This is a genomic window from Pseudonocardia sp. ICBG1142 (genome assembly GCF_020496255.1).
In the GTDB taxonomy this organism is placed as follows: Bacteria; Actinomycetota; Actinomycetes; order Mycobacteriales; family Pseudonocardiaceae; genus Pseudonocardia.
The window spans coordinates 20,797-32,563 of record NZ_JAHLJC010000049.1; the positions used below are offsets into that span (position 1 = coordinate 20,797).

Here is an 11,767-nt window from a genome sequence, read left to right on the forward strand (position 1 = left end):
GCCGCCTAGACGGAGACAGATCACCAGGTCAGACCACAAGTTGATCGTAGGCGGCTTGAAAGCACTAGGCGACTTAAGCCGCCTAGTGCACGCCAACGAACGTCCTGAGGGGCCTGTCCCGACTGGTCGGGACAGGCCCCTCAGGACGTTGACCAGCTACAACGATGGCTCAGGCGGCGGTTCGTTGCTGTTGTTGCCGTCTGTGATCAGATCGGGTGTGTAGCGGCGCCAGGCGTCGGCGAAGGCCGCGCGCTGGTAGCCCCGAGTCTGGCCGAAGCCGGGGAAGGTGATTTTCTCGGACTGGATGTCGTACTCGGCGAGTAGCTTGCCGAGGCGCATGGCGGTGAGTCCTTCGCCGTGTGGCCCGTAGTCGGCCCACGGTGCTTCCGGGTCGGCCCGGAGCTGCTGGATCAGCCGCATGGTCGGCAGGGCGTGTTCGTCGGCGAAGGCGGTGTGGCAGTCGGCGAGGAGGCGGATGCGTTCGGAGCGGTCGTCCCCGGTGTCCTCGTCCTGCAACGCGAGGATCGCGGCGCGTGCGCGTTCGGGCCAGTGGCTGCCTGCGTGGTCGGCGACCGCGATGAGTGGTTCCCAGGTGTCAGCTGCCCGGTCCTCGACGGGCATCACCGGCTCGGCGGCCTCCAGGGCCGACAGGTCGTCGCGGAGCCAGCCGTGGAGGCGCTCAGCGAGCTTCTGGAGGCGCGGCCGGTCGCGTCGGTGTCGATACGGGGCGACGGTCTCTCCGGGTGCTCTGCGGCGCATCTGGACGACGACGGCGCGGTCTTCGATGGTGTCGGGCATGCGTCCGATCCCGGCCAGCGCTGCCATGGCGAAGGTGGAGATGGACTCGACGCGGTTTTTGGCGAGGTCGTAGCGCTTGGCGGGCCGGTTGCGTTGGTGTCCGGCGTTGAGCAGGCCGCGGAGGTCTTCGTGGCCTGTGGCTGCGGGTCCGAAGATCGTGTCCGCCTCGTCGACGAGCATGGTGGGTGGATCTTGGGTGATGGAGCGGTAGACCGCTGCGGGGGTGGCGTTGACGGTGATGAACGGCTGGTGGCAGGCGCCTTCGACGACGTCGAGGAGGCGGGATTTGCCGCAGCGCTTCTCCGGTGCCCGCACGACCAGCCGTGGGGCGTGCGCCCAGGCCGGTTGGGCGTGGGTCGCGGCGATCCACAGCACCACCCCGACCACGGCCGCGTCCGAGGGCAGGGCGACGTAGCGGCGCAGGGCGGTCTCCAGGTCGTCGAGAATCGCGGCACCGGCGGTGCCGTGAACGGTGCTGCCGGTCGGGGCGGGTGGTGTCGGCGGGGTGAAGGTGCCGGATCGGGAACCTTCGGCTTGACCTGCGGGAATCTGGTCGTCGTGGGTGTTCACGTGCTCCTCCTGAAGGCGGTTGCGGTGGTCGGGTGGTGTCGCCAGAGGCGTCCGGTCACCTCGGGCTCGACCGGGTGCGGCGCGAGCTCCGAGCTGGGTGCGTAGGTGCGGAGTTCGGCGGCGGGGTGGCTGTCCGGGTAGCGGCGGGACGCGTGCTGGATGGCGGTCAGGTCGTCGGCCCAGTACCAGCGCCCCCGCCACGGCCCGTCGACCAGCACGGCCAGCTCTCGCCCGTCAGCGACCTGGACCGCCATCCGGGACAACCGGCGGGTTGGTGAGGAGCGGTGCTGCCGCGTCGCTTCCGGTCCTCGCCTGCCCTGGGGGCGGGCTGCGGTCCGGGTCGACTTGCCCCTGGTTTCGGGTGTCAGTGCTGACCAGGGCAAACACTGCTGCTGGTGGGTGGTCATGCGGCGTTCCCGTGTGCCCAGGTGGTCGGGTCGCCGTGGGGTGGGTAGCGGCGCCGGAGTAGCTCGGCGTGGGACGGCTGGTGGGCGAGCCCGGCAGCGGTGTAGGCGGCGGAGATGGCCGTGCTGGCGTCGCGTAGTGCGGTTGCGTGGGCGTGGCGTAGGTCGGCGACCTCGACCCCGACCCGGGCGGCGACCAGCAGCGGCGACGTGGGCTGGGCTCGGCCGAGGACGGCGGCGAGGACGGCGGGGTCGAGGAAGCTGATCACCTCCAGCGCGTCGGCCCGATCGGTCTCGGACAGGCGCGGGACCGGGACCGGCAGCGCCCGGGCGGCGGGCGGGTCAGGTGGTTCCGGCGGTTCAGGGTGGTGACTGTGGGTGGTCATCAGGTCTCCTGTTTTTGGCATGCCGACAGGGAGGGAGGGAGGCACCGAGATGCCTCCGTCCCTGCTCAGATACGGGTTTCAGAGGTGCTGGAGCGGGTGGGTCCCTGGCCTCCCTGAGTGACCGTCTGTGCAGGTCATCCCAGGGAGGGAGGGGTCAGGGAGGCGGGAGGGAGAACTCCCTGCCTCCCTGACGCCTCCCTGACCGACTCCCTCTAGAAGTAGCCGTTCTGGCCGGGCCCGGATTCATCACTGTCGGTGATGGATTCGTGGGTGGCGTCGGTGTGGGCTTCGTGGAGGCGGGCGGTGCTGAGGACCATGACTCCGTCGGACTTGTAGGGCCGGGCGTCGGCGGGTAGCTCGTCGGCGAGGCGGGCGAAGGTCCACGTCCCGTAGTGGGCGCGGTCGAGTTCGGTGAGCGCGGCGAGGGCTTCTTGGGTGCGCATCCGCTTGTGCCCGTGAAGGACGTGGAGCAGGTCTTCCAGGAGGTCCCGCCGCGCTGCCGGGGCCGGGGCCGGGGCTGTCGCGGGTCCGGTGGTGAGTCCGGCCTCCTGTCGGAGTTTCACGGCGCGTTCGATGATCGGGGTGAGTTCGTCGATGCCGTTGCCGCGTGGGATGTAGAAGCAGCGCATGAGCCCGTCTTGGGGTGTGAATCCCGAGGTCATGGCGGTGCCGAGGTCCCCGAGGTCCACCGTGCCGTCGGCGCCCACGGTCATGGGTTGCAGGGTGGTGGCGGTGATCCCTGCGGTGTGCTTTCCCGTGCCGAGGATCGCGTCGTTGCCCTGGTGATCGGCGATCGCGAAGCAGGCCCGGTTGGACAGGACCTTCGCCACCGCCCTGGGCAGGGACTCCTTCGAGGGGACTGGTGTCGCGAACAGGAACGTCACGCCGTATTTGCGTGCCTTCGCGACGATCTTGGCGACCAGCTCGGCTGCTTCGGCGCCGATAGGGGAGACGAACAGCTCCTGGCACTCGTCGATCACCACCACCCGCGGGCGCATCGACCGATCGCTGGCCGCGAGCTTGCGCGTCAGCTTCGGCTCGCCCGCTGCGGACAGCTTCCGCCCTCGTTCCGACAGCTCGGACATGAGCGCCTTGAGCCCGTCGAGGACCGTCGGCACCTCGTCCGGATCGTCGGACACGAACAGCGTCCGGGCGACCGGCCGGAAGGGGTCGTAGTCGGCGTTGTGGGCCATGCAGTAGATGTCGATCTCGACGAGTGGGTCGAGGATCGCTCCGGCGAGGACGTCGATGATCAGGGTGGATTTGCCGGAGCCCATCATCCCGGCGATGCCCCAGTTGGTGCCGAACAGCCGTCCGGTGACCAGGTCGGAGCGTGGGGTGACGCCGACGGGGACACCGCGGAAGTAGTCGGTGGTCCCGTCGTCGCCGGGCACCTGGGCGACCGGTTTCGTGAGGCTGCCTTGGTCGGCGACCCACAGGTCCAGCGTTCCGGGGTGGTCGCGGGCTTCGGTGGGCCACACCTCGACCGGTAGGCGGAGCAGGTTGTGGGCGAGGACGTCTTTGCGTCGGTTGAGCATCTCGACGGTGACGCCTTCGGGCAGGAGGAATTGGCAGTGCCAGCCGCGCCCGTCGTGGACGGGTGGGAGGTTCCAGCGTGGTGTCCAGCCCTGCTTGAACTTGCTGTTCAGCGCGGGCAGGCCGAGGTTGCGTAGGGCGTTGACCACGGCGCTTTCGTCGACGATCACACCCCGCCCGGTGCCGTCCTCGTCGTCCTCGACGGGAGCAGCCCAGGTCGGTGCCTCGGTCCTCGCTCGCCCGAGCGCCCACAGTCCGAGCACCGCCCCGGCTCCGGCCAGGGTGGCGATCACGGTGGCGTAGACGGTCACGAACGTGACCACCCACGCGACCGCGTCGATGACCCCAGCGATGGGGGCGATGACCAGGGAGATGTCCTTGGCGGCGATCGCGAGGACGGCCCCGAGGCCGAGGAGCATCCCGAGCGCGATCAGCGCGCCGACCCCAGCCGCACGCGCCCAGGCCAGCGGCGCGTTGACCCAGTCCATCACCCGCCCATGACGACGCTGCTTCTCGGCGACGTCCCGGGCCTCCCACTCCAACAGGCGGTCCTGGTCACCTGCGATCTCGGCGGCGCGCATCTGACGCTCATACCGGCTGGTGCCGTGGGTGTCCCGCCACCGCTGAACGAGGACCCCGGCGCCGGAGAACACATAGAAAGTGTTCCTGACCAGCGCCTTCGTGGTGGTGACGGTGGCGGGATGGGTCGCGGCGGCGAGGGCGCCGCGGCCTGCGGCGTGCAGGTCGGAGCGGTAAAGGTCCCGCCGCGACACCACCCCGGTCCCCGGTGTCCCGGGCGCGGGGCCTTCCACCTGCGCGCCGCAGGCCACGATCTCGCCCTCGACCACCACCGGGGCCTCGGCGTCGCGGGTGCCGGTGTGCTGGTGCAGGGTGATGACCTGCGCCAGCTTGTCCCCTGATGACGCGTGGTGGGCTGGGCTGGCGCCGCCAGCCTCGTCGCGGCCGGTCTGGTCGTCGTGGTGGCTCATCGCGGGCCTCCGCCCTGCTGTTCGTCTCCGCCCCGAGGTTCGGGGTCGTCACGGAGCTGGCGGGCGCGGGCGGCCGAGCAGCGCAGGCCCCTGCGGATGGACTCGGCTGAGCCGGGGTCGACCCGGCCGTCAGCGACCGCGGTCCGGAGGAGCTGCCGAAGATCATCGAGGGTGCGCGGGGTCGACCCGGTTTCAAGATCATGGTCGGGGTCGACTCCTAGGGTCGACGATGATCTTGGAGGGGTCGACTGTCGCAGGTCAGCCCTCGACTCCCCACCCGACTCCTCCGGGCTGCGGTCGAGGATGGCGACACCGCCCCCATGATCATCGTCGAGGTGCGAGTCGACCCCGGAGTCGAGGCCGTCGAGGGCCGGGTCGGCCTCGTAGTCGTGGTCGTTGGTGAGTCGGGAGCCGACACAGCCCGCGCCCTCGACGAGGGCGGCCAGTGCCCAGTCCCAGTCGTCGGCGCGATTGATGCCGACCGACGCATCCGGTGTGACAGGTCGTTCCGGGGCGGTGGTCGCGGCGAGTGTGCGGCGCCGGACCTGGTAGGTCCCGGGTCGGTAGGCCAGCTCCGCTGTGCCGTTGGTCTGGATGACTGCTGCGGCGTCGCGGACGGCGAGGCGTCGTGCGCGGTCGGTCTTCGCCTCCACCAGCGCGGTCAGACGTGCCGCCCGTCGCTCGGCCCGGGAGCGCGGTGCTCCGGCCAAAGTCAGTTGGTGCGCGGCGACGCCTGCGATGGACACGACGGCCATGACGATCCCGGCGGTCCAGCCTTGGTGGAGGCCGTGGAGGAGGTTCATCCCGGCGGCGACCAGGGAAAAGAGAACGACCCCGGCCTGCAACCCGGCCACCGGCTGGTCCGGTGCGTGGTGTCGGGATGCGGTGATGGCGAGGGCGAAGGCCCACATGCCGAGTTCGGTGATCCCGGCCAGTAGCAGGCCGCCGGGGCCGTAGATGGTGGTGCCGTAGGTGGCCATGGCGGGTGCGGCGAGGGCGAAGGACAGGAGCGCGATCGGGTAGATGAGCAGCTCCACGACGTGGGCAGAAGCCCAGGTCAGGACCTTGGCCAGGGCGTCGGCGCGGACCTGCCGCTGCTCGGTCCGGCGACGTTCAGCCGCGTCGCGGTCGGTCTGGGCGCGGTCGCGGCGGGCGTTCTGCTCGGCGATCCGCCGCTGCGCGGCAGCGTCGGCGGCTTCGCGGGCGAGGCGGGCGTCCAGAGCGCGGGTCTCGCGCCGCTCGGCCGCCCGGGTCGCAGCCCCCGAGTGGTTCGTGGTGGTCATGCTCCGGCCCTCCCCTTGCCCTGCTGACCAGCCGAAACCCGCTCAGCGGGCGACTCAGGGCCGTCGGAGGCGTCGTCTGCGGCAGGCAACTCGCCCCGGGCAGTCGAGGCAGGGACGGCCCGGCGGACCTGCCAGAGGCGCAGCTCAGCGGCAGCCCACCAGCCGGTCACGAAGCCGAGCGGTGCGGCGAACCACCAGGTCAGGCCCAGTGTCGCCCCCGCCAGGGCGGCGACGACAGCGATCTCGGTGGCCCGATCCCGAACCACCGTGACGGCACGGTGAAGCAGCGCGTTCATGCCACCTCACCGCCCTGACCAGCGGAAACGACCACGGGACGTCGGGGCGGAAGCGTCAGCAGGCGACCTGCGGACGCCCCGTCAGACGACTCGTCGGCCGGATCGGGGTCGTCGAGGAGGTCGCCGTAGAGGCGGTCGATGACCCGCTCGGTCAGACCATCCGGGCACCACGAGAAGCCCTGGTCAACGCCGGGATCAGGGTCGCTGTCGGGGGAGTTTGGAAGAAAAGTTCCACCTACCGGTGGAGACGTGCAGACGCCAAGGGCAGCATGGCCCATAGCCGATCACCTGTTCTCTCAGGTTGTTCGGTTAGGTCGCCGCCCCGGAGTGGAATCCTGGGCGGTGACCGCAACCCCGCCGGGCTGGCGGGCTCGCTCCTCAAGCTAGACACGACCCCGCACCGGCTGTCAAGCACTAATCTCGACCGGCCTGCCCGCCGTCACCTGCGCCCCACATTGATCACGGAACGTGACGATGGGCTCGAATGGCTGCCTGGGCGCCGTTTTTGCTGGTCAGCCCACGTTCAGGGTGATCTTCGGCGCGTGTGAGCGCGCTGGCCGTTGAGGGGGTGGCACGGCTTGAGCCGTGCCACCCCCTCAAGCCGTGCCAGGGGAAAATGGGTATTGACCTGGGTAAACAGTAGGGGTGGCACGGCTGTCTCGGCTTGACTCGGCTTGGGGGTCGTTTCGGGACATCCCCTGGAGTCTCACTCTGCGTGACGGGCCGGGGCCGAGTGGGGCGCGCCAGCGGTCTCGATTATCGGTGGTGCGTGGTTGCGTTTCCGGTGCTGCAGGGTGCGGCGCTCTGCAGGTGTTGCTGAGTACTCCCCTGCCGCCTCTTCTGCCGCTTGTAGTACCGGAGGGCTGGGCGTTGTCAGAGCCACGGATGAGGGCTCTTTTGCGCTAGGGCGGGGGTGGCGCCGGGCACAGTATTGATGTGACTGGTTGTGCGGTTTCAAAGGTGCCGCAGGATGGATTTAGTATCTGCCTGCACGGTGTTTTGGTGCGTGCAGGAGCCACTGCATCCGCCCGATGCGCGATCCGGCGGATGTGGGGGTTGTCGCGCTATCGTTGAGGTCGCGTGTCCTCGGTGCTGTCGGCCTGACAGGTGGCCCAGTAACTCCCGAGAGGGGTTTTGTTCCTCCCGAGAGAACACAAGATCGTTTTCGGGGCCGTCTTCTGGACTTGCCCCGGGGCGCTCTCAGGTAGGTCATCGTTGTGACCTGCTGTTGTGTGGGTGGTGGAGTGAGTCCCGCTGGGTCGGGCTGGCGGGTTGTGGTCGCGGAGCGGCCGTGATCGTCAGTACGTAGTTCCATGGTTTGAAAAAGGCAAAGGTCAAGGTCAACTGACTACGGCAGGAGTGGGTGGTTTGAGCTTGTTTGGGTGTATCTGTCCGTAGTGGCTGAGTGTGTTCGCGTGATTGCTTCTGGTAGTGGTTCTTGACCACCGGGGGGGGGGGCGTGTTCGGATGCGGTCATGTGCACGAAGAGGTTCGCATCTGCGTCGCGTGTTATCGGGACTGTGTTAGTTGTGGCTGTTGCAATGGGGTCGGCCACTGGGATCGCTTCGGCCGAAGCTCCGGTAGTGATGACAGGAGTCTCGGTCGCCGCCCCCAGCCAACGCGGAGACCTTGAAGCTAGTGGAGTCTCCCCAGTTGGAGATGAATCGCTGAGTCCGGATGAGGCGCGCCGGGCCGCCGAAGAGGCAGAGTATTTATTCTCTGTCGTGCTTGTGAACGACGGTGAGCAGTGGCGGGTAAATCCGGCGTTTTCTCGCGATAAAGATTTTCGAGAGCTGGCCCAGGTGGCAGAAGCGCTCAATGGACCCGTTCCTTACCATGCGATCGACTCCCCGCAGTATCGCGAATGCGTGCTCAATGCTGTAGGGCTAGGGGCTCTTACTGCGGGTGCAGCTAAAGGGGGCTCTCAACTCGCGTATCTCATGGCCGCTAAGAAGTGGAAAGACGTCGCGTACGTGCTGGCGCGTTTGGTCGGAGTGAACGCGTTAAAGGGTGGTCTTGCCGGGGCGGCAGTTTCTTTGGCGGGAGCTGGAGCGTGGTGCGCGACTCCGTGGGCGAAATGAAGCTGTATCGGATTTTCAGGACGCCCAGTGCCGCGCGAGATGCTGCTGACTTCGTTCTCGGACACCTTCGCGAAAGAGGCGCAGTCGACTACTTTTCGGAAGAGAGATTCAATCCTGTCATTGAGCTGGCTCGACATGGTGCATGGAGCGAGGCAGCAAAAGAGTATCGGAACATCACGGGTGCGGGCATTAAAGATAGCGTAATTGCGGCCGAGATTGCCCGACGGATCGTCAAAGACGATAAGCGCCGATGAAGAGGATCGTTCCCTGCCCGCCATGAGTCTATATCGCCGATCATCGAGGCTTATTCAGGCTCCGTCAGGTAAGTGTGTAGAAGATGAGTCCGATGACTGCCGAGATTGTCGTTTTAAATGTGGCGTAGGGCCGCCGGTAGTCTGTGTGGAGAACTTTCCACGTTTTGATATGGGCGATGACTCGTTCGATGGTGGCGCGTGTGTGGTTGAGGCTCTTGTTGAATGTTTTTTGCCAGTCGAGAAGTTCCCGGCCGGGTGGTTTTTTGAACGGGGTGAGCATGCCGCGCCCGATGTATCCTTTATCGCCGATCGGGGGGTATGTGGCGAGGTGGTCGAGGGCGCCGGATTGGTCGAGGCAATATAGGTCGTGTCGGGATCCTGGGGTCGGGTCGGAGATCCACGACAGCTGCCCTTCCAGGGTGGCTGCGACCTGGACGACGACGCCGGTGGTGCGATGCTTGCCCGACCACAGACCCGGCACCGCGGCCCATGACCAGCAGGGCAGCAAGGTTCCATCGATGATGTACTGCCGATCGGCACGAAGCTCCTCTGCCGTCGGAACGACACTCCGCAGCGCCTGTGCCAGCAACGGTGTCACCCCCGTGATCGCTCGACTAACCGTCGACTGCGACACCCCATAGGTTTCCGCCAACTCCCACTGCACACGATTCCCGCGCAGATACGCCAACGTGATCACCACCGACCAGAACAACCCCAGAACCGGCGGCCAAGACAAACGTGCCTCCGTCGCGTCCCGCTGATCCTGCTCATACACTATAGCGACAAGATCCTGAATTTCATCACGCCGGAAACCAGTGGTATAGTACATACTGCGGCAGCCCGTTCATCTCGGATTGATTCGGCAAACCAATATTCGCGATGGACGGGCTGTCGCCCAACCCGACACGCCGGGCTAGATCGTTATTTCACGGGGCCTGAATAAGCCTCAAGGTAAAGGTCAAGGTTAACTGACTGCGGCAGTGTGGGCGGTTTAGGTCGCTTTGGGTGCATCTGTCCGTAGTGGCTGAGCGTGTTCGCGTGGTTGCGTTCAGTGATGGTCCTTGATTGGTGACGGCGTGGCCGGAGGTGGTGGCTGATTCTGATCTTGACGATCGACTGGGGTGACTGCTTCACTCGGCCGGTGATGATCAGGAAATTTGCGAAACGAATGGCTCCGGCAGCGAATGCATTGTTCGCTGTGGGGTTGTCGTTATTGATGTTGGTGGGTGTCTCTTCTGCTGCGATGGCACAGGAGTCAGGCGAGGTGGACAGAGTCGAGGTGGGCACTTCGGGGGATTCTGCTCATCTTGTTTTTGAGTTTGATAGGCCGTTGCAGCGAGAAGAGGCAGAGAAAATTCGTGTCCGCTTCGCGCGTGATATTCCCTTTGGGGTTCGTCAGGCTCCGCGAGTGGAGACTCTGGGATGCCGTAATGGACTGGATCGTCCTGATCGGAACGGGGTGCTGTCGTTGCAGTTTACGTGTCTGCCATCTCATGGCGTGGTCGCATGGGGTTATCGGTTGTCACCGGCAGTGAAGGCGACAGTTGTCGGACCGGTCAGGGAAGACGGGCTGCGGTGGTGGCAAAACAGGACGAGTAGACCCAAGAATTCCGGTCACGTGGAGTCGGCGGACTATATTTTCCACGGTTCAATGAATCCGGTGTTCGTGAATGATGTCCTTGACTATCAAGATTTCTTCACGTATCGCCATAATCTCGGTGGGGGTGGGACTGCGAAGCTGACATTTGCCGGGTCGGCCCGCCTGACATACTGATGACCAGCGAGCAGAGTTCTCCTTATCGATCGTGGGTGGCTGCGAGCGGTGCTCCCGAGGAGGTCCTAGAAGCGGCGTCGGGTGTTTGTGAAGCGCAGGCACGACGGCTGGTAGAGGGGGTTTTACGGGATTTGGAGTTGAATGATCGTGGGTGGCGGGTCCGTTCTGTGCTCGTGTCGTCGCTGCCTCCGCCGCCCCCCCCGTGTTCTGGTCTGGATGTAGGGGAGGACCTTGTAGTTGAGATCGAGTCGGAGGGGCCCTCGGTCATTGGCGTGTACTTCACGACGTCGGTCACTCACGAGTCTGCGTGCGTGGCCACTGCTGAGCAGGTTCAAGATCATGTTCTGGAACTGGAGCATGGGACGCCTCGACCTCCTTGTCCGGAACATCCACACCCTCTGACACCCCGCCTGGTGGACAACGTCCCGACCTGGGTGTGTCCACGTGATCCGCTGCATTGCAGCTTCCCTGTATCTGGAACATGAGATCGGTGGTCTGCACGGTCGGTCCGGCACCGAGCCGAAGGTCATCAGTGAGCCTTTCCCAACCTGTTTGTGCTGGTCAGGCGGGGTCGGAGCGGAGGAGCTGGGGCGCGATATCGCGTTGAACCAGCCTTCGCCGCTGGCGTGAGGGCCGGTCAGCACTTCAGCGCGACGTTGACCTGCTCCTCCGGAGGGCTCGGGGGCTGGGTGCCGCGGCGGCGGCCTTCTGGGGTGGCGCCAGGGGCCATCGCTACGGGCTTCGGGCTCATCAAGGCCGTGACGGTCTCCTCCGGGGGTGCGCCGCCCGGGGGTGAAGCGTCCGGGCGGGACCGGCACCGGGCCGGTGATCATCAGTGATGCATAGGTGTGGTGGCTGTTGATCTTGGTTGGTGGTGTCGAGCTCGTTGTAGGCGAGCGCTGTCGGCTCGGCGGGCCGGTTCGGTGGCGTCTCGCCACCGAAGATCAACAGCCACAGGACCCATGCATCATCTGATGATCTTGGGCGGTGGGCTCCGGTCCGGGGCTTGGTCGTGGCGCCGGTCGGCCGGTTCACCGCGCAGCCGCGCAGCAAGATGTGCGTTTTCCTCAGGAAAACGCGGGCGGGCGCCCCCGGCGGGCTGCTGCTGCTGCTGCTGCTGCTGCTGGGTGCGGTGCCGCTGGCGCTTGGTCGGAGGCCGGGTGGGGGTGACACGCCGGTCTGACCTGGGGGTACGCGACAGACGGGCTTGTTACCTGGGAGTATTTGAGTGGCACAGCAGCAACAAGCCAAGTCAGAGTTTCGGGTGGAGCGCCAGCGAGCCCGCACCCCTCCGGCGCGTCAGCGGCCGGAGACAACACAGGGCGAAGCTCAATGCCCTGGACCGGCACCGCGCCCCTGTCGGCGGTGGTGAGGAGTTCCCCGGATGATCGGCTCT

Annotated in this window: 10 protein-coding genes; 3 read left to right on the top strand and 7 right to left on the bottom strand. The window is 66.4% G+C overall.

The window, feature by feature from the left end:
• Positions 1 to 156: 156 nt before the first annotated feature.
• The 6 genes from KPL59_RS35150 to KPL59_RS35175 all read right to left on the bottom strand — a co-directional run bounded on the left by KPL59_RS35150 (position 157) and on the right by KPL59_RS35175 (position 6,262).
• On the bottom strand, positions 157 to 1,368 hold the full coding sequence (locus KPL59_RS35150) for a DUF3631 domain-containing protein (protein ID WP_226363374.1): 1,212 nt from the start codon (positions 1,366 to 1,368) through the stop codon (positions 157 to 159).
• Positions 1,365 to 1,622 (bottom strand): hypothetical protein, encoded by a 258-nt coding sequence (locus KPL59_RS35155; protein WP_226363375.1) that lies wholly within the window; start codon positions 1,620 to 1,622, stop codon positions 1,365 to 1,367. The genes KPL59_RS35150 and KPL59_RS35155 overlap by 4 nt, the downstream gene beginning before the upstream one ends.
• A 149-nt stretch (positions 1,623 to 1,771) precedes the next feature.
• Complete coding sequence (locus tag KPL59_RS35160; RefSeq protein WP_226363376.1) at positions 1,772 to 2,158, bottom strand: hypothetical protein; 387 nt, start codon at positions 2,156 to 2,158, stop codon at positions 1,772 to 1,774.
• 212 nt (positions 2,159 to 2,370) lie between these two features.
• On the bottom strand, positions 2,371 to 4,683 hold the full coding sequence (locus KPL59_RS35165; RefSeq protein ID WP_226363377.1) for a cell division protein FtsK: 2,313 nt from the start codon (positions 4,681 to 4,683) through the stop codon (positions 2,371 to 2,373).
• Positions 4,680 to 5,966, bottom strand: coding sequence for a hypothetical protein (locus KPL59_RS35170; protein ID WP_226363326.1), 1,287 nt, complete (start codon positions 5,964 to 5,966; stop codon positions 4,680 to 4,682). The genes KPL59_RS35165 and KPL59_RS35170 overlap by 4 nt, the downstream gene beginning before the upstream one ends.
• Positions 5,963 to 6,262, bottom strand: a complete 300-nt coding sequence (locus KPL59_RS35175; RefSeq protein WP_226363327.1) for a hypothetical protein — start codon at positions 6,260 to 6,262, stop codon at positions 5,963 to 5,965. The genes KPL59_RS35170 and KPL59_RS35175 overlap by 4 nt, the downstream gene beginning before the upstream one ends.
• Positions 6,263 to 8,315: 2,053 nt before the next feature.
• Here KPL59_RS35175 and KPL59_RS35180 point away from each other — a divergent pair.
• Positions 8,316 to 8,597: a hypothetical protein gene (locus tag KPL59_RS35180; protein ID WP_226363329.1), complete on the top strand. Its 282-nt coding sequence runs from the start codon at positions 8,316 to 8,318 to the stop codon at positions 8,595 to 8,597.
• 64 nt (positions 8,598 to 8,661) lie between these two features.
• Here KPL59_RS35180 and KPL59_RS35185 read toward each other — a convergent pair whose 3' ends face one another.
• Positions 8,662 to 9,426 carry a transposase gene (locus KPL59_RS35185; RefSeq protein ID WP_226359944.1) on the bottom strand — a complete coding sequence of 255 codons (765 nt, stop codon included), beginning with the start codon at positions 9,424 to 9,426 and terminating at the stop codon, positions 8,662 to 8,664.
• Between the two features lie 276 nt (positions 9,427 to 9,702).
• Here KPL59_RS35185 and KPL59_RS35190 point away from each other — a divergent pair, with 276 nt between their 5' ends.
• Positions 9,703 to 10,371, top strand: a complete 669-nt coding sequence (locus KPL59_RS35190; RefSeq protein WP_226363330.1) for a hypothetical protein — start codon at positions 9,703 to 9,705, stop codon at positions 10,369 to 10,371.
• 1,006 nt (positions 10,372 to 11,377) lie between these two features.
• The gene (locus KPL59_RS35195; protein ID WP_226363361.1) at positions 11,378 to 11,554 is read left to right on the top strand and encodes a hypothetical protein; all 177 of its coding nucleotides are present in this window, start codon (positions 11,378 to 11,380) and stop codon (positions 11,552 to 11,554) included.
• The last annotated feature ends 213 nt before the right edge of the window (positions 11,555 to 11,767 follow it).